The 21,810-nt window shown below is 62.5% G+C and carries 25 protein-coding genes and 2 tRNA genes; 13 read left to right on the top strand and 14 right to left on the bottom strand.

Annotated elements, in window-relative coordinates:
* Window positions 1–90: 90 nt before the first annotated feature.
* Together AC3WJM_RS15875 and AC3WJM_RS15870 are read right to left on the bottom strand one after the other, a co-directional pair.
* Window positions 91–870, bottom strand: a complete 780-nt coding sequence (locus AC3WJM_RS15875) for a VOC family protein (protein ID WP_059388636.1) — start codon at window positions 868–870, stop codon at window positions 91–93.
* Between the two features lie 123 nt (window positions 871–993).
* Entirely contained in the window at window positions 994–1,872 is an 879-nt protein-coding gene (locus AC3WJM_RS15870; RefSeq protein ID WP_284988775.1) for an undecaprenyl-diphosphate phosphatase, read from the bottom strand.
* Window positions 1,873–1,981: 109 nt separating this feature from the next.
* Between AC3WJM_RS15870 and AC3WJM_RS15865 the strand changes: the two genes are divergently transcribed.
* The gene (locus tag AC3WJM_RS15865; protein ID WP_059388637.1) at window positions 1,982–2,755 is read left to right on the top strand and encodes a potassium channel family protein; all 774 of its coding nucleotides are present in this window, start codon (window positions 1,982–1,984) and stop codon (window positions 2,753–2,755) included.
* Window positions 2,756–2,792: 37 nt separating this feature from the next.
* Here the strand turns inward: AC3WJM_RS15865 and nirB are convergent, their stop codons facing one another.
* Window positions 2,793–5,408 (bottom strand): nitrite reductase large subunit NirB, encoded by a 2,616-nt coding sequence (nirB, locus tag AC3WJM_RS15860; RefSeq protein WP_492272325.1) that lies wholly within the window; start codon window positions 5,406–5,408, stop codon window positions 2,793–2,795.
* A 279-nt stretch (window positions 5,409–5,687) separates the two neighbouring features.
* Here nirB and nirD point away from each other — a divergent pair, with 279 nt between their 5' ends.
* Window positions 5,688–6,062 (top strand): nitrite reductase small subunit NirD, encoded by a 375-nt coding sequence (nirD, locus tag AC3WJM_RS15855; protein ID WP_059388638.1) that lies wholly within the window; start codon window positions 5,688–5,690, stop codon window positions 6,060–6,062.
* Window positions 6,063–6,114: 52 nt separating this feature from the next.
* Window positions 6,115–7,377, top strand: coding sequence for a plasmid pRiA4b ORF-3 family protein (locus AC3WJM_RS15850; protein WP_492272324.1), 1,263 nt, complete (start codon window positions 6,115–6,117; stop codon window positions 7,375–7,377).
* Window positions 7,378–7,468: 91 nt separating this feature from the next.
* On the opposite strand, the gene AC3WJM_RS15845 is transcribed toward AC3WJM_RS15850, so the two are convergent.
* Window positions 7,469–7,556, bottom strand: a tRNA-Ser gene (locus AC3WJM_RS15845).
* A 112-nt stretch (window positions 7,557–7,668) separates the two neighbouring features.
* Between AC3WJM_RS15845 and AC3WJM_RS15840 the strand changes: the two genes are divergently transcribed.
* The 6 genes from AC3WJM_RS15840 to AC3WJM_RS15815 all read left to right on the top strand — a co-directional run bounded on the left by AC3WJM_RS15840 (window position 7,669) and on the right by AC3WJM_RS15815 (window position 11,859).
* Window positions 7,669–8,652, top strand: a complete 984-nt coding sequence (locus AC3WJM_RS15840) for an NAD(P)H-quinone oxidoreductase (protein WP_059388640.1) — start codon at window positions 7,669–7,671, stop codon at window positions 8,650–8,652.
* A 35-nt stretch (window positions 8,653–8,687) separates the two neighbouring features.
* On the top strand, window positions 8,688–9,269 hold the full coding sequence (locus tag AC3WJM_RS15835) for a PadR family transcriptional regulator (protein ID WP_307053099.1): 582 nt from the start codon (window positions 8,688–8,690) through the stop codon (window positions 9,267–9,269).
* Between the two features lie 34 nt (window positions 9,270–9,303).
* On the top strand, window positions 9,304–9,762 hold the full coding sequence (locus AC3WJM_RS15830) for a GNAT family N-acetyltransferase (RefSeq protein ID WP_492259356.1): 459 nt from the start codon (window positions 9,304–9,306) through the stop codon (window positions 9,760–9,762).
* Window positions 9,763–9,788: 26 nt separating this feature from the next.
* Window positions 9,789–10,442 (top strand): bacterial proteasome activator family protein, encoded by a 654-nt coding sequence (locus tag AC3WJM_RS15825; RefSeq protein WP_059388643.1) that lies wholly within the window; start codon window positions 9,789–9,791, stop codon window positions 10,440–10,442.
* Window positions 10,443–10,450: 8 nt separating this feature from the next.
* Window positions 10,451–10,903 carry a hypothetical protein gene (locus tag AC3WJM_RS15820; protein ID WP_284988782.1) on the top strand — a complete coding sequence of 151 codons (453 nt, stop codon included), beginning with the start codon at window positions 10,451–10,453 and terminating at the stop codon, window positions 10,901–10,903.
* Between the two features lie 116 nt (window positions 10,904–11,019).
* On the top strand, window positions 11,020–11,859 hold the full coding sequence (locus AC3WJM_RS15815; RefSeq protein ID WP_492272323.1) for an aldo/keto reductase: 840 nt from the start codon (window positions 11,020–11,022) through the stop codon (window positions 11,857–11,859).
* A 99-nt stretch (window positions 11,860–11,958) separates the two neighbouring features.
* On the opposite strand, the gene AC3WJM_RS15810 is transcribed toward AC3WJM_RS15815, so the two are convergent.
* Window positions 11,959–12,474, bottom strand: a complete 516-nt coding sequence (locus tag AC3WJM_RS15810) for a DUF7793 family protein (protein WP_284988784.1) — start codon at window positions 12,472–12,474, stop codon at window positions 11,959–11,961.
* Between the two features lie 212 nt (window positions 12,475–12,686).
* Window positions 12,687–12,863 carry a CsbD family protein gene (locus AC3WJM_RS15805; protein WP_059388645.1) on the bottom strand — a complete coding sequence of 59 codons (177 nt, stop codon included), beginning with the start codon at window positions 12,861–12,863 and terminating at the stop codon, window positions 12,687–12,689.
* A gap of 248 nt (window positions 12,864–13,111) precedes the next feature.
* Here AC3WJM_RS15805 and AC3WJM_RS15800 point away from each other — a divergent pair, with 248 nt between their 5' ends.
* Both AC3WJM_RS15800 and AC3WJM_RS15795 read left to right on the top strand, forming a co-directional pair.
* Window positions 13,112–13,522: a hypothetical protein gene (locus AC3WJM_RS15800; protein ID WP_284988785.1), complete on the top strand. Its 411-nt coding sequence runs from the start codon at window positions 13,112–13,114 to the stop codon at window positions 13,520–13,522.
* Window positions 13,523–13,601: 79 nt separating this feature from the next.
* Complete coding sequence (locus AC3WJM_RS15795) at window positions 13,602–14,654, top strand: matrixin family metalloprotease (RefSeq protein ID WP_492272322.1); 1,053 nt, start codon at window positions 13,602–13,604, stop codon at window positions 14,652–14,654.
* A gap of 156 nt (window positions 14,655–14,810) precedes the next feature.
* Here the strand turns inward: AC3WJM_RS15795 and AC3WJM_RS15790 are convergent, their stop codons facing one another.
* The 5 genes from AC3WJM_RS15790 to AC3WJM_RS15770 form a co-directional block, all read right to left on the bottom strand.
* The gene (locus tag AC3WJM_RS15790) at window positions 14,811–15,488 is read right to left on the bottom strand and encodes a hypothetical protein (RefSeq protein WP_492272321.1); all 678 of its coding nucleotides are present in this window, start codon (window positions 15,486–15,488) and stop codon (window positions 14,811–14,813) included.
* A gap of 265 nt (window positions 15,489–15,753) precedes the next feature.
* Window positions 15,754–16,062, bottom strand: a complete 309-nt coding sequence (locus AC3WJM_RS15785; protein WP_492272320.1) for a DUF4190 domain-containing protein — start codon at window positions 16,060–16,062, stop codon at window positions 15,754–15,756.
* Between the two features lie 357 nt (window positions 16,063–16,419).
* On the bottom strand, window positions 16,420–16,827 hold the full coding sequence (locus tag AC3WJM_RS15780; RefSeq protein WP_492272319.1) for a hypothetical protein: 408 nt from the start codon (window positions 16,825–16,827) through the stop codon (window positions 16,420–16,422).
* Between the two features lie 115 nt (window positions 16,828–16,942).
* On the bottom strand, window positions 16,943–17,611 hold the full coding sequence (locus tag AC3WJM_RS15775) for a hypothetical protein (RefSeq protein ID WP_284988790.1): 669 nt from the start codon (window positions 17,609–17,611) through the stop codon (window positions 16,943–16,945).
* Window positions 17,612–17,813: 202 nt separating this feature from the next.
* Window positions 17,814–18,515, bottom strand: coding sequence for a hypothetical protein (locus AC3WJM_RS15770; protein ID WP_492272318.1), 702 nt, complete (start codon window positions 18,513–18,515; stop codon window positions 17,814–17,816).
* Window positions 18,516–18,920: 405 nt separating this feature from the next.
* Between AC3WJM_RS15770 and AC3WJM_RS15765 the strand changes: the two genes are divergently transcribed.
* Window positions 18,921–19,250: a hypothetical protein gene (locus AC3WJM_RS15765; protein ID WP_059388654.1), complete on the top strand. Its 330-nt coding sequence runs from the start codon at window positions 18,921–18,923 to the stop codon at window positions 19,248–19,250.
* 57 nt (window positions 19,251–19,307) lie between these two features.
* Window positions 19,308–19,733: a hypothetical protein gene (locus AC3WJM_RS15760; RefSeq protein WP_284988792.1), complete on the top strand. Its 426-nt coding sequence runs from the start codon at window positions 19,308–19,310 to the stop codon at window positions 19,731–19,733.
* A 263-nt stretch (window positions 19,734–19,996) separates the two neighbouring features.
* On the opposite strand, the gene AC3WJM_RS15755 is transcribed toward AC3WJM_RS15760, so the two are convergent.
* From AC3WJM_RS15755 to AC3WJM_RS15745, 3 genes are all read right to left on the bottom strand, one after another.
* Window positions 19,997–20,308 (bottom strand): hypothetical protein, encoded by a 312-nt coding sequence (locus AC3WJM_RS15755; RefSeq protein WP_172465578.1) that lies wholly within the window; start codon window positions 20,306–20,308, stop codon window positions 19,997–19,999.
* A 186-nt stretch (window positions 20,309–20,494) separates the two neighbouring features.
* The gene (locus tag AC3WJM_RS15750; RefSeq protein ID WP_059388657.1) at window positions 20,495–20,983 is read right to left on the bottom strand and encodes a hypothetical protein; all 489 of its coding nucleotides are present in this window, start codon (window positions 20,981–20,983) and stop codon (window positions 20,495–20,497) included.
* Between the two features lie 595 nt (window positions 20,984–21,578).
* Window positions 21,579–21,651: transfer RNA gene (locus AC3WJM_RS15745), tRNA-Thr, on the bottom strand.
* Between the last annotated feature and the right edge of the window lie 159 nt (window positions 21,652–21,810).

Here is a 21,810-nt window from a genome sequence, read left to right as displayed (position 1 = left end):
ACGAGTGGACATAAGCCTGATATGTCCACTCGTCGGAACCGGGGGAGAGCATGCTCTCTGGCGGTAGCGGGCTGCGCCTGGCGGTTGGGCTTATGCAGCCTGGTTTTGGATGAGTTTGAAGATCGCACCCGTCGGGTCGGTCAGGGTGGCCATCCGGCCGTAGGGGGTGTCCTCAGCCGCCTGGACCACGGTGGCGCCCAGGGAGACGGCCTGCTCGATGGTGTCATCGACCTTGTCCACCGCGAAGTAGACGCCCCAGTAGGACGGCACCTCGGCAGGGAGGAAACCGGAGGCATCCATGATGCCTGCCTTGGAGTTGTCGCCCTCACCGAGCGTCGTATAACGGAACTCCGGGGTGTCGCCCACGACGGTGGTTTCCCAACCAAAGACGTTTTGGTAGAAGGAAACGGCCGAGTCGTACTCCTTGGCGAAGAGTTCGTGCCAAGCCGGTGCGCCTGTTTCGGCAGCCAGCTGATAGCCCTTCATCTCGCCGAACTGCCAGGCACCGATGGCCGCTCCGGAGGAATCCGCGTACATGGCCATGGTTCCCTGGTCCGGAACTTCCATGGGTTCCATGTAGACCTGGCCGCCGTTGGCGAGGGCTGCTTCGGTGGTGGCCTTGATGTCGTCAGTCCGCAGGTAAGTGGACCAGACATCGGGCATCTGGCCCATGTTTTCCTGCTTCTGCATGATCCCGGCCACCATCTTGCCGTCCTTCGAGGCGGTGATGTAGCCACCGTACTTTTCCTGATCCCCGGTCTCGTAGGTCCAGCCGAAGAGCGTGTTGTAGAAGGACTTTGCCTTCTCCGGGTCCGAGGTCATCAGGTCGATCCAGCAAGGTGAGCCGGGGGTGATGTCAGGCGTGGGCATGTTTTCTCCTGTGTCGTTACCGCGGTTGTTCCACGGTTTCATGTGTGGGTGGTGGAGACAGACAAAACCCTATGCGGGGCCTCTGACAGTTTCAATGCCTTGGCTCGATGCCATTAGCGGACCCTAGCCCATGACGAGCATCAAAATGAAGTAGATCGCTCCGCCGACCACCGAGTAGATGGCAAACGGTGTCAGGGTCCGGGTCTCGAAGAAGCGAAGCAGGAACTTGGTGGCGAACCATGCGGCGACACCCGCGCACAGCGCCCCCACCAGGAACACGCCACGCTCGTCGGCCATGGCCGGAGTGAAAAGGTCAGGCAGCTTGAGCACGGCGGCCGCGCCGATGATCGGCGTGGCGAGCAGGAAGCTGAAGCGCGCGGCGTTCTCGTTGTTCAGACCGGACAGCAAACCGCCGGCCATGGACGAACCGGAGCGGGAGATGCCCGGGATCAGGGCGGCTGCCTGGGCCGTTCCGATTGCCAAGGCGCGCTTCCACGGCAGGGTGGCGATTTCGGCGTCGGAAGCCGTTGCGGTGGCCGGCTGCTCCGCGGCACGGCGGCTGTCCCTTGTCCGCAAGCGTTCGGCCCCGAAAAGGACCAGACCGTTGACCACCAGGAAGGCCGCGGCGATCAGCGGGGAACCGAAGAGGTTCCGGATAGGCTTCTCCAGGACCAAACCGATGATTCCCGCAGGCACGGTTCCAACCACGAGGAGCCAGCCGAGCTTTGCATACGTGTCTGACGGAGCAATCTTCCTGTCCCGGATGGAACGGCCAAGGCCCTTGGCAATCTCAATCCAGTCCCGGAGGAAGAAGAAGAACAGCACAATTGCTGTAGCCAGGTGGGTGGCAATGAGGAAGTTCAGGAATTCCGGCGCCTTCTGGTCCAGGCCCCAACCGAAGAGCTTGGGCAGGATGACGCTGTGGCCGAGGCTGGAAATCGGGAAGAGCTCGGTGATTCCCTGCAGCAGGCCCATGACGATGGCCTGGATCATATTAATCATGGGCTCGATCCTAGCCAGTACCGGTTACTGCGAGATGAACGTTTGCTGGGAGGCAGCCGGGTGCCAGCAGGTGAACGCGGTCAATAGGGTAGGTGGCTAATATCGACCAATGACCCAAGAACGATGGCGGCAGGTTTCCGAATGGCCCATGGTGGCGGCAGCGGTGCTGTTCCTGGTGGCCTATTCATTCCAGGTGATCGCCAATCTCAGCGAGGCCCAATCCACCGTTGTTGACACCATCATTTGGGTCACGTGGCTGGTGTTTGCCCTGGACTACGCCATGTGCCTCGTCTTGGCGCGGCGGCGCGCCAAGTGGTTCGTGCGGAACCTGCACGAATTGCTGATCCTGGCACTACCGGTCCTCAGACCCTTGAGGTTGTTGCGGCTCGTGACACTCCTGAAGCTGCTTCATCGCACAGCCGGGAACGCCATGCGAGGCCGGATCCTCACTTTCGTCCTCGGGTCCGCGGCCCTCCTGACGTACTGTGGTGCGCTCGCCGTGCTTGATGCGGAGGAGAACGCCGCCGGCGCTAACATCACCAACTTTGGCGACGCCATCTGGTGGGCGATGGTCACCATCACCACCGTCGGCTACGGGGACCACTACCCGGTGACGGTGGTGGGACGCTGCGTTGCCGGCGGCTTGATGGTTTGCGGAATCGCCGTCCTGGGCGTCGTGACCGCATCGGTTGCCTCTTGGCTCGTTGAACAAGTCTCTTCCGGAGCTGCGGCGGCCGCGACAGTCGCCGAGGAACCCATGAAGCAGGAGATTCGCCGGCTGGCTGAGCAGGTCGAGCGCTTGAGCGCGCTTCTGGAAAACGCTGACGGCGAGCTACGAGGCGGCGTGGTCGGAGCCCGCGGCGACCACTCGCCGCCGCCTTAGCCCGCCCGTCCCCGTAGCTCGCCGTCGAGGTGCGTCCTTAGTCCCTTCCGCGGACCGGGATGCTCGCGGAAGAAATCAAGACGGCGCTCTTCTCTTCGTTGGTGGCCGGACGGATCTGGCCGCGTTCCGGGACGAAGACGATGGCCTCATCTTCCTGCTCGGGGGCGTTGACGAAGGAACGGAAGCGGCGCAGCCGTTCCGGGTCCTTCAGGGTCGCGGCCCACTCGTCCTCGTAGGACCCGACGTGCTTGGCCATGGCGGCCTCGAGCTCGTCGGCGATGCCGAGCGAGTCCTCGACGACCACCTGGCGCACGTGCTCCAGGCCGCCGTCGAGCTCTTCCTGCCAGCGGGCGGTGCGTTGAAGCCGGTCGGCGGTGCGGATGTAGTACATGAAGTAGCGGTCGATGTACTTCACCAGGGTCTCGTCGTCCAAGCCGCCGGCAAGGAGCTGGGCGTGGGCGGGGTTCGCGCCGCCGTTGCCGCCGACGTATAGGTTCCAGCCTTCCGAAGTCGCGATCACGCCGACGTCCTTGCCACGGGCTTCGGCGCATTCGCGGGCGCAGCCGGACACGCCCATTTTGAGTTTGTGCGGGCTGCGCAGTCCCCGATAGCGCAGCTCGAGGTTGATGGCCATGGAAACAGAGTCGAGCACACCGAAGCGGCACCACGTGGAGCCCACGCAGGATTTCACGGTGCGCAGGCTCTTGCCGTAAGCCTGGCCGGATTCCATGCCTGCGTCAATGAGCTCGCCCCAGATCTCCGGGAGCTGTTCGAGGCGGGCCCCGAACATGTCGATCCGCTGCCCACCGGTGATCTTCGTGTAGAGGCCGTACTTCTTGGCGATCGTCCCGATGACCACGAGCTTGTCCGGTGTAATCTCCCCGCCCGGGATGCGGGGGACCACCGAGTAGGTGCCGTCCTTTTGCATGTTGGCCAGTGCGCGGTCGTTGGTGTCCTGCAAGGTGCCGCGGCCGGCGTCGAGCACGTACGCGGAATGCTGGGAGGCCAGGATGGACGCGATGGTGGGCTTGCAGATGTCGCAGCCCGCGCCGGTGCCGTATTTGGCCAGGATGTCCTCGAAGGAGGTCAGCTCCAGCACGCGGATGGCGTCGAAGAGCTCCTGCCGGGAGAGCTCGAAGTGCTCGCACAGGGCCTTGGAGACTTCGATGCCGGACTTCTTTAGTTCCCCTTCGAGGAGCTTCTTGAGCATCGGCACGCACGAACCGCACTGGGTGCCGGCCCGGGTGCAGGCCTTGAGGCCTGGCACGTCGTGGACCGGCTCCTTGCCTTCGCATGTCCCGCACGCGTTGACGGCGTCCCGGATAGATCCTGCGGCCACGTTGTTGCAGGAGCACAGGATCGCGTCATCCGGGAGTTCGGTCTCGGGGGCGTCCCCGCCGCCGGCCGCGGTGAGGTAGGCGCCGGGTTCGGCGGGCAGTTCCCGGCCCAGCAGGGGGCGCAGGCTCATGTACGGGGTGGCGTCGCCGACGAAGATCCCGCCGAGGAGGGTCTTGGCATCGTCGGTGGTGACGATCTTCTGGTAGACGCCGCGGGCGGGGTCGGCGTACACGATCTCCAGGGAGTGCTCGGTTGTGGCGAACGCATCGCCGAAGCTGGCCACGTCCACACCGGAGAGCTTGAGCTTGGTCGCGGTGTCGAAACCCGGGAACGTCGCTTGGCCGCCGTGTAGCCGGTCGGCCACGATCTCAGCCATGGTGTTCGCCGGAGCCACGAGCCCCAGGCACATGCCATCGAAGTTGGCGACTTCACCAATGGCGAAGATGCCCGGGATCTCGGTTTCGCAACCATCGGAAATGACAACACCGCCGCGCGGGCCAATCGTAAAGACCTGCTCCTCACCCTCCGCTGCACGGAAGAGCTCGTCGCGGGGCCTGACCCCGATCGCGACGATCACGATGTCGGCGTCGATGATGCGGCCGTCAGCCATGAGGACGCCGGTGACCTGGCCGTCGTCGGACAATACTTCCGAGGGGAACACGCCGCCGTGGATTTCGAAGCCTTTGTCCTTGATGAGCCGGCCCATTGCCTGGCCAGCGCCTTCGTCGAGCTGCGTGGCCATCAGCCATGGCGCACCGTCGATGACGATCGGGGTGGCGCCAAGCCGCTCAGTCCCGGCGGCCGATTCAAGGCCCAGGAGGCCGCCGCCGATTGTGACGGCTTTGATCCTGCGTCCCAGTTTCGCGGTGAGTTCGGTGATCGCCTTGTTGATGGCCCAGACGTCTTCCAGCGTTCGGTAGACGTGGGTGTGTTCGGCGCCCGGGATCGGGAGGCGCGCGGCGTTCGAACCCGTCGCGACCACGAGTGCATCGTATTCGTAGCTGTTGCCGGCGGCGGTTTCCACGGACTTGGCTTCGGGGTTGATCTTGACTACCCGCTCGCCAGTCCGCAGGTCCAGGGCTTCGTGGTCCCACATCGATGCATGCCCGAGGGTGAGGTCGTAGTCCACCTCGATGAGCGCCTTGCTCAGCGTGACCCGGTCGTAGGGAAGGTGCGCTTCCTCGGTCAGGACCGTGACGTGCCAGCCCTCGAGGCCGCGGGTATGCATGGCATCGGCAAAACGGTGGGCCGCAGGGCCTCCGCCCGCGACGACAATGCGGCGCGGGTTCTCTGAAGGGGAAGTATGTCCGGTCACTGGCGGCCTTTCGCATGTGCCGCAGAACCGTCATCCGCGACTTGTCACTTCAGACTAAAGACGCGCAGTTTCGCGTCAGTTTCCCTTTTGTTTCGGGGGCTTAACTTCGGCATCACGGTGAGGATTGCGGTTATGTGAGGTCTCCTTTACGAGCAGGACACATTGATTGCATTCCGGCGAAACATGGCGGGCCTACCGTGAAGTTGTGGCCGCAAACGGCCCGTGCCGGATGGCGGAATTGGATCCGCCGGACCGGCAGGCTAAGCGATAGGGGCTGAAATGACCGTAATTCTGGATCGTGAAAAGGAACAACAGCAGAGCGCACCGACCGCGTCCGGCTGGCACCGCGTCTGCGCGATCGACGAGCTGGAACCGGCCTGGGGCGAAGCTGCCCTGGTCGGAGGCAAGCAAGTAGCGCTCTTCCGCACCACGCCGGATGAAGTCCTGGCCGTATCCCAGCAGGACCCCGCAACCCTCTCCAACGTCATGGCGCGGGGAATCGTCGGTTCCCGGGGCAGCCGTCCCACGATCGCCTCGCCGCTTCACAAAGAGGTGTACGACCTGGAAACCGGCGAATGCTTTACCAACCCCGAACTGCGGCTTGCAAGCTACGCCACCCGTTTGGTGGACGGATATGTCGAAGTAGCCGTCTAGGCTGCATCAGGGGCGTCCCGGCGTCGCTGCCCCTACTGGCAGAATGGCCGATATGGACGCACCCAAGCAGTTTCCCGCCGTCGAGCTCCGCATAGAAATTCGCGATACTGATCCGCTCATTTGGAGGCGGGTGGTCCTCCCCGAGTCGGCCACCGTCGCTGTGCTGCACGGAAGCATTCAGACGGCATTCGGTTGGAAGGATTGCCACCTTTACGGCGTTAGCGGTGTCGATCGTAAGGGCGTCCGCCGGATCATCATCGGAACCGACGACGACGGCGTGCAACCCGGCGCCGAGCTTGCTGCCGACGTCGGGCTGCTTGAGCTCATTGACCCGGCCCGGCCGGGTAAAGCTCCGCTGGAGTACGAGTACGATTTTGGTGATTCGTGGATTCACGAGATCGAGGTCGTGGGCCCGGCCACTCTCCCTGAAAACACCGTTGCCTGCCTCGATGGCGCGATGCGGGGACCCCTGGAAGACTCCGGCGGGGCAGCGGGCTACGCGAATGTGGTGGCCGTGCTTGGCAACCCTGGCCACTCCGAGCATGGCCAGTGCGCGAAGTGGCTCGAATTGGTAACCCATCAGCCGGCAGCCGACTTCGACCCCACCGACTTCGATCTCGTCGCGGTGAATGGGCAGTTGCGCCAACTGGCACGACGGATCTGGCCGGGCGACACTACACCGGAAGACAGGGAGACCGTCCTTGGCCCGGTTTCGTGGTTTCTAAATGCAGCACACCCGGACGGGCTGGAACTGACATCCGCCGGCTACCTCAAACCCGCAATAGTCAAACGGGCCATGACCCAGCTCGGCTGGGATGATGAGTGGCCGATGCCGGGGCGAAATGAAAACAACGTTGTTCCGATCCTGGACCTTCGTGAACAACTGCAGGATTGGAAACTGTTACGCAAGTTCAAAGGAAGGCTGGTCCTCACCCCCGCTGGCCGTCACGCTGTGCAGGATCCTGCAGCCCTGTGGGACTATCTGGCCGAGCGGTTCGCCTTTCCGCAGCACGGCGTCGACAAAGAGGTCATGCGCCTGCTGGTCCATTGGGCTGTTAGCGGCGAGGCGCCCCCGTACAACGTGCGCCGGGAAGTGATTCAGTCGGCGCTCCACGCAAAGGGTTACCGGATGCCTGGCGGCACCGAGATTCCCTTGGATGACGCCTGGCACCTGGATCTGGACAACAGCCGGACCCTCCGGTGCCTGGCGTTGCGGGAGTCGGCCAGCTGGAGTCTCCGGAACTCGGAACTGTCTGACGGCGGGCTCAAGTTCCTGCTCGACGTGCAGCGCCGATTAGGGGACCGCAGCTACTGAACTGGCTAGCGCCGTCGAAAAAGCAGCAGATGCCCACAAGAAGCAATTCTGTGGGCATCTGCTGCCAGTTCGCGCCTTAAAGCGCGCCACGCGGAAGGTAAGGGATTTGAACCCTTGGTGCGGGGTTACCGCACACTGGTTTTCAAGACCAGCTCCTTAGGCCGCTCGGACAACCTTCCCTGCCTAGTAGTGTTTCATAGGGAGTTGGCTGTGCCAAAAACCTGCCTCCGCGATTAACGCGGTTAAGGTGTCTGAAAGGCCAATTGCACTGAGCAAGATGGGGAGCACTCTATGAAAGCCGTCTACATCTCCGAACCGGGCGGACCCGAGGTTCTGGAAATCCGCGACGTCCCTGCTCCGGTTCCCGGCCCCGGCGAGGTTCTCATCGACGTCGTCGCCGCAGGTCTCAACAGGGCCGATGTCCAGCAGCGCCGCGGTTTCTACCCGCCACCACCGGGAGCGTCCGACATTCCCGGCCTTGAAGTCTCCGGCCGGATTGCAGCGTTCGGGCCCGAGGTGAGCAAACCGTTTTCCGTGGGTGACAAGGTAGTGGCGCTGCTTTCGGGTGGCGGCTATGCACAGCAGGTTGCTGTCCCCGCGGAGCAGGTCTTGCGATTGCCCGACGGCGTGGATCTGGTCACCGCCGCGTCCTTGCCTGAGGTAGCCGCCACGGTGTACTCGAACCTCATCATGACTGCACAACTGCAAGCGGGTGAGACGGTACTGATCCACGGCGCCACTGGCGGCATCGGCACCATGGCCATCCAACTCGCCAAAGCGTACGGCGCCACGGTCGCGACGACGGCCGGAACGGCCGAAAAGGTCGGAACCGCGAAAGCCTTCCTCGGAGCCGACATCGCCATCAACTACGCGGAAGAAGATTTCGCCGAAAGCCTCAAGGCACAAAACGGCGGCAAAGGCGCGGACGTGATTCTCGACGTCGTCGGTGCCAAATACCTGCAGCAAAACGTGGAAGCACTCGCGGACTACGGAAGGCTGGTCGTGATCGGGCTGCAGGGTGGCGTCAAGGGCGAACTCAACCTCGGCCAGCTGGTCAGCAAACGTGCGGCGATCATCGGCACAGCGCTGCGCCCGCGGCCGGTCGCCGAAAAAGGTGTCATTATGAACGCCGTCCGCGAATCGGTCTGGCCGATGCTGGCCGACGGCCGGATCAAGCCGCTCGTGGCCAAGTCGTTCCCTTTGGAGCAGGTCCGCGAAGCCCACGAGTACTTCGATTCCGGCGAGCACATGGGCAAGGTCCTTCTGCTGCTCTAGCGACATCCGCAAAACCGGCAGCACGAAGGAGAGCGATGTCCATCCGGTACAGCATCCTGGCATTGCTTCAGGAGCAACCACGCTACGGCTACCAATTGCGGGCGGCGTTCGAGGAACGCACGGGATCCGTCTGGCCGCTGAACATCGGGCAGGTGTACACCACGTTGAACCGGCTGGAGCGCGACGCTTTGGTCCGCAAAGAGGGCGACGACGGCCGAGGCCACGTGCTTTTCAGCATCACCGACGCGGGGACTGTGGAGATCCGCCGATGGTTTTCAACTGCGGTGGATCGTGGAGCGCCGCCGAGGAACGAATTGGCCATCAAGCTGGCGTTGGCCGTCTCGACGGCGGGGACCGACGCACACGCTCTCATCCAGGCCCAACGTGAGATATCCCTGCGGGAACTGCAGGAGTACACCCAGGATCGCAAGGACCTGGCCGCCAATCAAAGAGTGACGGATACCGCCAGGCTTCTTGTCCTGGACTCCCTGATCTTCCATGCCGAGGCGGAGGCCCGCTGGCTGGATCTTTGCGAAGCCAGGCTGGTCCAGCAGTCCAATGGCGCCAGCAACGGCGTGATCGGAATCGTCCGCGGCAACGGGACAACCACCGCATAGACTGCTCCGCAGGGGAGGTGCTGACATCGAAACATTGACGAATGCCGACGTCCGGATCCGGCTGCTTGGCCCCGACGACGCCGGCGCGCTGATCAGCCTGGCGGAGATGGATAACTTGTTCGACGAAGATCCTTCAGTCCCGCCGTCGGGCGCGTTGACGTACGACGGCGCCCGCTCCTTCCTGGGCGACCCCGCCGTGCTGTTTTGGCTGGCTGAGCTCGGCGGGGGGATGGTGGGATTCCTCCACTGCTGCATTCAGCGCCGCCGTAATGCCGGGCCCTGGGCGGAACTGCTCCTCATGGAAATGGGGACCCATGCGCAGTGGCGCCGCCGCGGTATCGGCCGGTCCCTTCTGGCAGTCATGGAGGAGTGGATGCGGGAACACGGGCTGGAAGAAGTCTGGGTCCCGGCCAACCTCTATGCAACGGGTTTCTACGAAAAATGTGGTTTCGCTAAGGACGAAGGCGAAATACTGGTCAAGGCGCTGGGCTGAGTTGCGGCACATGAGAGTATGAACGCATGAGCGATCAGGACGACACTCAACCCAGTGGCGAGAGTTTTGACGACATCCCGGTGGAGGGCACAACCTTGGACGCTGGCACGGCACAGAGCACATCGGAAGCGGGCCCCAGGGCCGACGGGAAGCCTGGCGCCAAGAAGGGCAGCACCCTCCAGGACCTCGTCGACGAACCAGCCAAGGTCATGCGGATCGGCACCATGATCCGCCAGCTCCTCGAAGAAGTGAAGAGCGCTCCCCTGGACGAGGCAGCGCGCGGACGCCTTGCCGCGATCCACGAACGCTCCATCAAAGAGCTGGAAGAGGGCCTCGCTCCGGAACTAGTGGAGGAGCTGGAACGTATCAGCCTCCCTTTCCCTGAAAATGCGACCCCTTCCGACGCTGAGCTCCGGATTGCGCAGGCGCAGCTTGTCGGCTGGCTCGAGGGCTTGTTCCACGGAATCCAGACCGCCATCGCCGCCCAGCAGGCAGCCCGGGAGCACGCTGTTGCCCAGCTGCAGCTTCGCCAGCTCCCGCCCGGAACCATGATTGCTCCCGGAGTCGTTATCGGGGAGAACGGTGAGCCCCAGCGTGCCCACCTTCCCGGCAAAGAAGCGGAACCAGGCAAACCTGCTCGAGTTGAAGATCCGGACCACGGTCCGGGCCAGTACCTCTGAGCGCTGGTTTGGGATTCTTTGGGGCCGTCCGGCAGGGGCGGAAGGATGACGCTGAACTTGGCAAAGGATTGTGGCGCCGTGCCCACGACCGCTTTCACCGCGGCCTTGATCGCTATCACCAGGTGCTGGAAGGTGTCGAAGACGAGCAGCTCTACGGCGAACTCGTAGCCATTGCCAACGAACTGGCGGACTTGTCGTCCAGGGTTCGTGCGGTCTGCGTGGAGGCCCAGCTCCGTTCGCCCAGTGACGGGCTGGATATTCCGGGATCGCTCGCAGGTGTCCATCGCGCGCTGTCCAAAGCGGGTAACTCTCTTGCCACGACGGCGGAGGCGGCCGCGATGCTGCGTCTCGCCGTCGGGCCCGTTCCTGTGGGTGCGGCTTCGGTACGGCGACGCGCCGAAGCCGTTTACGAGCACGTCGAGGAAGCCGAACGGTTGCTGGGGACCAAAGCCGGCTCATAGAGTTCGGCGAATTAGGTGCAGACGCGTCTATTCCCACATAACAACTATTAAGCGCCTAGCTTAGAGGGGCTGGAATCCGTAGCCACCCCGTGTGCACGGCTGGCAGGATGGAAGCCATGACTTCGTCACCGAACCTTACTTTTAACGACGGCAACTCCATCCCCCAGCTCGGCTACGGGGTGTGGCAGGTTGAGGACGATGTAGCCGAAAAGGTAGTGCGTCGGGCGTTCGACGCCGGCTACCGCCACATCGATACCGCCAAGATCTACGGCAACGAGGCAGGCGTAGGGCGCGCCATCGCATCCGCCGGCCTCAAGACCGAGGAAATCTTCATTACCACCAAGCTGTGGAATGCGGACCAGGGCTACGAGTCCACGCTCGCGGCTTTCGAAGAGTCCATGAACCGCCTCGGCCTGGAAACCCTTGACCTGTACCTGATCCACTGGATGCAGCCCAAGCAGGACAAGTTCGTGGACACGTGGAAGGCCCTCATCGAGCTCCAGAAGCGCGGACGCATCAAGTCCATCGGCGTCTCCAACTTCAGCAAGGAAGGCCTGAAGCGCCTGATCGACGAGACCGGCGTGGTTCCGGCGATCCACCAGATCGAGCTCCACCCGTTCTTCAACCAGTCCGAACTCCGTGAGTTCGCCGCTGCCCGGGGCATTTTGACGCAGGCCTGGTCGCCTCTTGGCCAGGGTGGCGAGCTCCTTGAGAACGCCACCATCGCGCAGATTGCTGCCAAGCACGGCGCCACCCCGGCGCAGGTGGTTATCGCCTGGCACCTCGCGATCGGCAACGTTGTGATCCCCAAGTCCGTGACCGAGTCCCGGATCCAGGAGAACTTCGCAGCCCTTGGCGTCACCTTGGATGAGGCCGACATCGAGGCCATCAACGGCCTGGACCGAGGCGCCGAAGGCCGCATCGGACCGGATCCGGCAGTCTCGGACTTCGCATAGTTCTTAACTCGCGCAGTTCTCAACGCGGGATCTCGCAACGCGGGGTCACTTACGGCCCATTCAGCGGCACCAAATGGGCCGTAAGTGACCCCGCGTTGTTCAGAGGGGAGGGCTTGGGGCGGTGTACTTCGAAGACGTCCTGGTGCCGGATTTTGCGGCATCAGGACGCAGCTCGCGCAACCACCCCCAGGCTTCTTGTTCATCGGAGAAATACCGGGTGGGGCACTGCGGTGCGGGGAGCCCGTGCCTGCCGTGGGCAATGACACGGTCCACCGGCGTGCTACCCAGAATCGCGAAGGCCGTGATCGTGGCCGCTTCGCTGAAGAATCGGACGGCGTCGCGGCTGACAGACTCGACGCCGATGACCTGAAGTAGGACCGCAGCGCCCCTTCCGCCCGTCAGCGCCAGGTACCGCTCCTGGACAAGACCCCCGTCTTCTGCGGTGATTCGGCCTCCTGGGCGCAAGATGATCCTGAGGATCCCTTCACCTGCGTCCTCAATCCTGACATTTTCATGTTCTGGGCTGAACCCCGCTCCACCGCCGTCCACGCCGGAAACGGTGTCGACCTCTGCGTCGTGGTGTAATTCGCCCTCGGACTGAACCAGCGTTGTCATCAAATCCCCCAGATGTGATTTCACTGCGACTCCATTGACACAGTCCCCGGATGAGCAACATCGGGTGTGATCACAGTAACGGTGAGGTTGCCCGGCGTCCATGATTAGTAAGTATGCGGAGTGTTTGCCCGCGGGAGCCCGTCTGGAATCAAGTACCGGGCACGGCGAAGGGCGCACCCCGCTGGGATGCGCCCTTTGCTCTACGGGTCAGGTCAGTCCTTTTTGAAGGCGTCCTTGACCTTCTCGCCGGCCTGCTTCAAATCGCCCTTGGCTTGGTCGGCCTTGCCCTCCGCCTTCAGGTTTTCATCGCCTGTGGCGTTCCCGGCAGCTTCCTTGCCCTTGCCGCCAGCCTTCTCGGCAGCGTTCTCAATCTTGTCGCCTAGTCCCATGGTGTTTCCTCCTCTGGTTCGGCAGCCGATCGATACGGCCGTTACTACATACTAAGCATGCTTCGGGTTTGGATTTCAAATCCGATTCGGCCTTCCCGATGGCTAGGCGCCTCTACCACCCCGGGGACTCGACGACGTTGCCGTCACTCCGGAGGCACCCCGCCGGATGAGGCCAGGTTCTATCGTCGGTTCGACATTCTTGGTTCACTAGCAAGAAACGCACTTTGCAACGCGGATCGGGGCGCCTCATGGATGATCGTCGCACGGGCTTCACTGTTGCATTCCCCGAAGCGAGGAAATACAGAGCCGTCAGGATCATGTCGGGAGTTTTCTTCCTCCTGTTCTGGATCCTGTCGGGTGTCACCTTGTTCGGGTCGGCTGAACTTCCCAAATGGCCTCTGTTCATCGTCGCGGGAATCGCGGTGGCTTTCTCTTTCGGGTTGTCCACGTACGAGAAACGGAAGTGGAAGGGGCTTGCTCTCATCTTCAACCGCAGATTCGCCGATGAGTTCACAGCGCACACCGAGTGCGACTACCCGCAGGATGTGGACATCTTGAGCGTCCAACGGTCCATCGCCGTCCGAAGGCTCGACGGGTCCGTCTTGCTCTGGGGCGTGAGCCGGTCCAAGGATGGATTCAGAGTATTTCCGATGACCTAAGAGCGCGCGTTGTTCCGAAGGCCCTTGATGTGGCCCGGAATATGGGATGTCTGTTCGGGACGGGGGATAAACTCTGACGATGGGGGATTCGAGGGACAACGAAGGCATCTTCGGGGAGGTCACCGGAGGCTCGGCATCTGGGCCACGGAAAGTGCCGGAACGTATTCCGCTGTGGAAGCTCGAAGAAATGCTGGGAGAAGGTACGCCGACGCCGACTGCCTGGCGCGAAGCAGCTGATCCTACCCCGCGACCCAAGAAACTGCGGCGGGTTGCCAGAGCTGTTTCGATCGTCGCCGGGATGGTTGTGCTTCTGGCCGGGCTCTATTTCGTGGGACCCTTTGTGCCCGGACTGAACGGACTTGGTGGACTAACCGGCGCCGCCAATCCGGGTGCGATCGGGCCCTTGGCACCCGGCGGGCCTGCAGCCGGCGCGGCGCTCCAGGCAAAGGATCATCCACCGGCGGGTATCGGGGAAAACCCGGGCCCCCTTGGTCAGCCTGCACCGCTGACCGTGACCAGCAAGTCATACGCCTTCCTGCAGAAGCGTGAGGACGGCAGTCCGGTCACCTATGATCCGTGCCGGGCGATCCATTACGTCACCCGCCCCGACAACTCACCGGCAGTCGGCCCCGAGCTCATCCAGGAAGCTGTCACTGCGATCTCCCACGCAACTGGACTGACCTTCGTCAACGACGGCGACACGGCAGAGGCTCCGTCCGCGGGCCATCGGTCATATCAGAAGGATCGGTATGGGGACCGTTGGGCTCCGGTGCTCATCGCCTGGGAGACCCACGCCGAACAACCGAAATTCACGAATCCCGCGCAAGGGGAAACTGTCATGGGCCTGGGAGGCAGCGAAGCTGTCAGCTTTGGGAATACCGGCTTCACCTACGTCAGCGGGCAGGTGGAGCTGAACGGCCCTGCACTCCAACGGATGTCGGTGGAACTCGGAACGGAACAGGTGAGGGCCGTGATCGAGCACGAGCTCGGTCACGTGGTTGGCCTGGACCATGTCAACGACCCTAGCCAGATCATGAATCCCTCGGAGACCCCAGGAGTGGTTTCGTTCGGCGCCGGCGACCTCACCGGGCTCTCCCTCGTTGGTCAAGGAAAGTGCCAGCCCACTTTGTAGGGGAGCGGGACAGGCACGCTCTATCCTACGATGCGCTCCTTGACCCCCATTTGCTGCCGAACGCGTCGATTGCTCCTTGCAAGAGGGGCTGGATTGCATGAGGGCCGCCGTCGGGTTTTGAGAGATCCCGGATGGTCAATGCAGCGGTCCGCGCTGCTACAAACCGAGGTCTTTGACCGCGGTGACCCAGTTGTGGGCGATCGCATTCTGGGCAGCTGACAGGGTGACCTTATGGGTGCAGATGGCCTTGTGCAGAGTGTTCTCCACCGCGTCTTTCGGGTTCGTGGTGCCCGTGGCGCTCGCCTTGTTCGGCTCAGGCCACAGATTCGACACGGAGTTGGTGCCGCCGAGCTCAAGGCTGATGAGATGGTCGTATTCCGTGGTCTTCGCGGCAGTCTGGCCGTATTCGCGCAGGCTCTCGGCCTTCACCTTGTCCGTATTCGAAGCTGGCGGGCGCACCGTGGCCGTATAGCCGCTCATGCAGATCGTCGAATCGAGGTTCTCTTGGGTAACCGCGGGATCTGTTGCCCCGGGAGTGCAGGCCGGGTCCGGCAGGTACTCGCCCGTGGCGGCGTCGACCACTTTGGCGGAACACTGTCCGGCAGCAAGCTGCTCGTCGGTAGCGACCATGCCGGGGGAGTGGATGGACTTCACGGCTGCAGCCGCTGCACCCGAGGGGGCGCCCCCGGGAACGGGCGCCACTGCCTGGGGAACGGCCGGCGACGCGGCCTTGGTCATCGCATCGGCGGGGTGGGTTCCCTGCTGACATCCGGCGAGGGCCAATGCAGCAAAGAGGAACGAGGCGGGCAGGGCGAGGCGATTGCGGAAGTTCATGACCCTCAAGTGTTCAGCGGCTCGGAAGTCCGTCCTCCGGAAAGGGGACGACGGGCGGAAGCCGGTAACTCCCGCCCATCTTTTCTATCCTGTTGCCTGAACTTCGCAGCGCCCGGCGCGCCGGGCGGCCTACTCGCCCCGGGTCTCAACGCCTTCGGCGACCTCACAGAGCTTCGTGGACTTCATGCAGCCGAAGGACTGGCCACGGGTACACAAACCCTGCGGGCAGGGTGCGGGCAAATAGGGCCACCTGGCCAGCTGTGCATCACGGATGAAGGAGGTACCGGGCGATGAGATAGAACGCAAAATCGGCGACACCGATGATCATGCCCGCGATGGCGAGCCCGCGACCACGCAACCCACGCTCTCTGGCCCGCCGGAAGCCAAGGCCTGAGATGGCGGTCCCGAGCGGGCCCACCATGGCAAAGACGAAAAGCCCGACGCAGCTGATGATGAAACCCGCTATTGCCGCCTTGCTGAACGGAGCGCATGGCTGGACTGGTGCGTATGGATTAGGTATCTGCGGGGCGTCGGACGGCCAGCGCTTTTCGGGAGGTGGAGGAACACTGCTCATGAGGTCTGTTCTTTCTCCTGGAATGGTGTCAGGCGAGCCTACGATATGGCGTGGAAGCATGCCTGCAGGCCGGGAATCCAGGGGTGTGTCGGAGCCTTGAAAGCGAACTACCTACTCTGATGCCGGACGGACGTCACGTCATTCATTTCGTTCACAGGTAGCCCGCTCGGTTAATGGCCACCGGTCCTTCTGCTCGCCGCAATCATCTTGACGATTCTGAACAACCTCGGCCATGACCAGTCGATCGCCCTCGAGGTGGAGCCGGACGACGACAGCCTGACATAGAAGTAGGTGTCTGGGCTGGGGTGGCGCGCAGGCATGACGAATGACGTTCCGCACGGGTCCGGCCATCGACGTCTACATTGCAAAGACCGCCATGCAAAGCCAAAGCACGGCCATGACCATGTAGATGAATCCCATGCCTTTGAGTGTCGGCACGTCGGCAAAAGTGAAATGCTCAGGGGAGAGGCCCCGGCTCTCCTTGTACATGCGGGACCATGAACTTGCCGCACCGTTGATGTCCCGGAAGACGCAAAATCCAAATGCGAAAAGGAACACACCAGCGGCGCCAATAGCGATGCGTGAGGGCCAAAACTGTCGTGTGAGGACATAGATCAGCAGGCCTGCGATGAAGAGTGAAGGGATCAGCCATGACAATGCGCGAGCGGGCTGTGGCATCTCAGTGGCAAGCCGCTTGATCAACCGGATAGTTTTGATGACGCCCCCAAGATCCCGGCAACTTGCCGATGCATTGCATTCCTGCATGCAGGATAGACCCACCCCAGGTGGCAAAAGATTACAGCCGCACTACGGGGCGATGCAGGCGGAAGGCTGTCCAGACGGCGGACATAGTGACTCCTTGGCCGGCCGCCACGGGGAGTTAGGAGGGGTCGCACATCGGTGCACTGGGTGCGGGTCGGTCCAGGAAGTGGAGTGAGTCCATGAAGGCCTTTTGTCCGGCATCAAGGAAGGCGTCGGGGGAAGAGCCGGATATGGCGAGGGCCTGGATGAGGGTTGAGCCGTGCATGACAGTGAGGATTTGAGCGTTCAGTCTTCGGCCATCGGCGTCGGTGTACGTGAACTTGCCAAGGATCGCAGGAAACGACTGCAACGTTGTCGAATCACGGGTTTCGACGACCGGCGGGGCTGAGGTGGATTTTCCCTGACCGTTCACGGTTGAATCCATGAAGCCTTGCAGGATCTCGGTCGTGTGTGCAGGGTTCATGCACGGCAATGGGACAGCGATAACGGATTGTCCGTGGTATTGGGCGGTGAATACGTCCGCGGTTGCTGTCGTATCGGCTGTTAGGGGAATTGCGACCTTGGTGTGGGTGGGCGGGCTGAGTAATTTCACTTCGAAGCCGTGGGTCGGGTCGGTGTAATCTGTCAGACGCGGAGTTGGAGTTGGCCGTGCGGTCGGGGTGGGCGGGGGAGCAGCCTGTGTCGTAGAGGCGGCCGCCGCATCCTGGCCGCCGTTCAGCGCCTGGGGAAGCAGTGCCCAGACCCCGGCGCCGCAGAGGACGGCCAGACCGGCGATGCCGAAGACCAAGGTACTTCTTCTACGCCCTGACTGACGTTGGCCGTTCTTGCCATCTGTCCCCGTCGACAAAAGGGGCGCGACGCCTTGAATTGTCTCGTCTGGCTGGGCCGGTGTGTGGTCCTCGGACTCTCTATTCATTTAGTCCCCTGTTTTCGGTTGGCGTCGGAGTTGATGGCGGGTTCTGTCGGGTCGGCTGTGCCTCGCACGCAGTCTATGCGCCGACGCCTGTTGCCGGCGCCGAGGGGATAGCTTTGCCTGCTCCGTCGATGACGGTGTTGATGTAGCCGCTCAGCTCTTTGATTTCGGCGTCGGTCGGCTGCGCGGCCGGGATTTTCTTGCTGCCGGTGACGAACAGGGTGCCGCTCATGGCCACCATGCTCAGCGTGTAATGCGGTCCCGTTTGGTCGGTGATGGTCTGGACGTTGGCTGTTGATTTCTGCCCGTGCAGGTCTGCAAGGACGGGTGAAAGCTCGTACTTGGCGGTCTGGCCGTCGAGGGTCAGGGTTGATGGTGAGCAGCGGGTCCGGGTCTTTTCGAGACTGTAGATGCCCTGCCAGAACAGCCCGGAATCATCGGAGGATGCGGTAATTGCTGACTGGCTCGCGGGCGGCCCGATCAGGGCCGCTGCTGCCGGTATCCGGTCATCGGAGAGGCTTCCGTCGTGCAGCAGGCTGAGGCATTCATCGGGGTCAGTTCTCAGCAAGGATGAACCCATCGACTGGATGCCTTGGATCTTTTTGAGCTGGGCGTCGTCCAGTACCGTGGCGGCGGCACCGTTGATAGCACGGACGCTTGCGACCATTGCGCGCAGTTGAGCCAGTGAATAGACCTGGGCAGGGGCCGCACTGGATGTGGGGCCGGGGCTGATCGTCCAGGCGTCTGTCGGTGCCGCACTTGGTACTGAAGCGCTCAAGCAACCGGAAATCGGCAGGATCATCATGCCGGCGAGCAGCGATATGAGAACGCGCGGAAACCTCAATGCAACCAACCCCCAAATAGATCGCCAAGGTGAACGCGGGCCGACGATGCACGGCATTTGCGTTACCCTCAAGCCCCGATACCTTCAGGCATAGGGGCTTGGACAAGATTAGCTTCTCGACTCCTTCCCCGAAAGCAATTGTTGGCCGGGCCTCCGCCGTGTCCGCTCTGAGCCTCTATCGGGGCCTCAACAAGGTACTAAACATCGGGATGTTGGCGTCATGCCTGCCTTGGCGTCGCCCCTGCTCGCCGCGCTGACGGGCCGAAACGAATGGGCAGTTTCTGTGTAGCATGACGTTCAGTGACAGCGAAGCGTCGATTGCCTGTGGGGAGGGTTTGAATGGCCGAGGTGAGGTTCGTTCCACGTAGCCAATGGGACACGCTGCCTGTCCAGCCGCCGGCGGGAATGTGGCTGATCCGGGCCGTTCCTTTCATCAAAGGGATCCTGGCCGCCTTGGGGGTTGGAGCACCGCTGGCACTGATCGACGCCGCCACCCACTATGCCTTCCCGACGTGGATACCGCTGGTGCCCCTTTGGCTTGCCATCGCCCTGTGCGCCGGGGCCATGGTGATCGCTGTCCTCGCGATCCGCCCCTACTACGCCGAGCGGAAACTCGGCTACACGACGTGGCCAGAGAAAGACCCGGCACCGGGGCCAAGCGGCAGATGAACCGGCTCACGAAGTCTAAAGGCCGACTTGGTCCGGTGGAATCCCCAGGAGGCTCACGTGCTTCACACCATTAAGGACCAGGGCGGCGGCGCGGTCCCGACCGCGCCGTGGGAGCCGACGGTCCGGTATCCCGTGCTCAAGGGTTTCAGCGCCGCAGCCTGGCAGCGGACCTCCACAACAAGTCTCCTGGCCTTCCTAGGCACGGGCATACTCATGGTTGGGTTTGCGATCGCCAGCAACAATGGCGCCGGGGTCAAGAACGTCGCCCTCGTGTTTTACGGGATCTTCGTGCTCGCGAGACTCACCGCGGCGGTGTCGGGCGCGGTGTCCATTTACAAGGCCCGCAGGGAGTACCGGCATGGCTACACGACCCTGCAGAGCTTCTCCAAGTTCGGCATGTACTACAGGGCGCTCCCTCGTATCGAACCGGGTAGCCGAGCTCTTCCGCGGCTCCGAGGACCCCCTCCGGCCATTCGGCCATAAATATCCACGGCATGTTCTCCTTGGCGAGGAAGTTCACCGGAGTCCAGGAGAAGATGAAATGCGGACGCCCCGGATAGATCTCGCGGACGGCCGAACGCTCGAGCCGCCAAGGGCCGAAGTGGCGCGCCCACCACCGGCATCGGGGGCGGAACTCAAGCTGCGAGGCGCTCATGGTGAGTATCACCCACGGTCCTTTGATCCTGAACCGCCCGGAGTTCGATAAGCCACCTCTGAAAACGTAAGTCATTCGGTCACCCGGGGTTTCAGTCATCGTCGCGTTCGGGTTCCAACGTAAGGCCCGCGGCGATGCGTCGCCGGTCCTCCTTGTGCGATTTGCGGACGAGCCTGAGTCGGAGCATTCCCTTCACCATCAGGACTCCCGCGATAAGCATCAAGACCGCCATCAATGCGATGGCCCAATACGTACTCGGATCGCTGGCTTTGGGTTGAAACACAACGAACAGGACGATGACGAGGAGCATCGTGAAGTTGGCGACCGCCATCGGACCGAACATCGAGTACACGGCTTGCCACGTGTTTCTGCTGGTCGTCGGCCCCTGCGCTCTTCTGGTCACGTCAGCGGCCCTGCCGGTCCTGCGGGACCTCTCCGAAGTGGACATTAGACCCACCCGCCGGGCTGTCTCTCCCGCTCACGACGGCGAAAGGCGGCAACAAGTACAACACCCACGTACCGTGCATTCGGCGCTTGGACATGATTGATGATTGCTCCCAGCCCGGACGACGTAGCCGCCACATTGGCCTTATGGCCATTCCGGGTCAAGGTTGGCTATTTCGAAAGCCAGTCTTGCCATTCCCGCCTCAGAGTCTTCCCATTCTGTGCACCCTGCCGTTGACTCGGAGCCTCGCGGCGGAGTAGTCAGATGGGCGGTAATGTCGCGTGCCTCGACTTCCTCCACGAGGATGCGGAGCATTGTGTCGGCCATGGCCCGCGGTAGCTCACCGTTTGTGTCCAAGTACGCCATCAGGCCTGTGTCTGTGAGGTAGACCGGGGAGCAGTAATTTGCGGTGTATTCCCCGGTGCTTGCCATCTCGGCGGCGGTCAGCTCGTTGCCATTGCCGTCAACACGCATGCATCGTCCTATCGCAACATGGAGTGCCTCCGCCGCTTTGTCCGTTTCGTCCGAAATGACCAGGAAGAACGGTGAAGGCCCCTCCCAGCCATCGAAGATCCCCTCAGACCGCTCGCCCTGACTTTCAAAAATGTCCGGATCGACTGTCACGTTTGCCATGCTGTCCCCCTGATAGCTGCCACTTGGAGCAGCTCGGGAGTGAGCGCCAACGCAGCACGATTCGAATATCGTCTGCCACGGAACGTCGCTGGTCAAGGTTCTCGGTGGTGGCAACGGTATGCAGACAAGACCTCGGGGGCGCCCGCATGGCACCGTCCCTCATAAAAGGGGTGGTCCGGTCGGACCTCTGTCGCGGCAGGACGGTAGCCCTTACTCTTTGGGCAAGGGCAATCAGCGGAGGGGTGGCATTGGGGAGAAGTCTCAAGGAAACTGGGGTCGCTCCCGTTGCCGCTGCGTGTGGCGTGGGCGACGTGTGTCGGCGCCGTTCTGGTCACCGTCCTGGGTCCACTTGCGCTGCCGGGCGGCGTAGCGAAAGCAGTCTTCCCGTACACCTTCGGGTTGATTGGCCTTGCCGCGCTCCTTCTGGGCATGATACTCGTCACCGATTATCACGGTTCCCTGTCTTCTGTTGCCAAGCACTCAATGATCGGGGTCGGGTCGCTGCTACGAGTCCAGCAACAGAGTCAAAAGTGGAGCCCGGACCTCGGAGCAAAAAATAAGCCCCACCATTCCAATGGATTGGCGGGGCTTCTCGAGCTTCCTATCAGAATCGAACTGATGACCTTTTCATTACGAGTGAAACGCTCTACCGACTGAGCTAAGGAAGCACCGCGTTATCGTCCGGGTACCGGCTGAATCACGCAAGATACAACTGTAATAGAGTCACCTCGTCCGGGTCAAAACAGCCCGGCGCGGAGCTCCCTTGGCGCCGTTGTTGCGGAATTCACCCGCTCGTCGCGCCGGGTTCAGGCCGCCGTAGCGGACCG

Source organism: Arthrobacter sp. FW306-1B-G06A (assembly GCF_058781765.1).
Note: the sequence above shows the minus strand (reverse complement) of the source record. Positions and strands in the feature narration are given on the sequence as shown.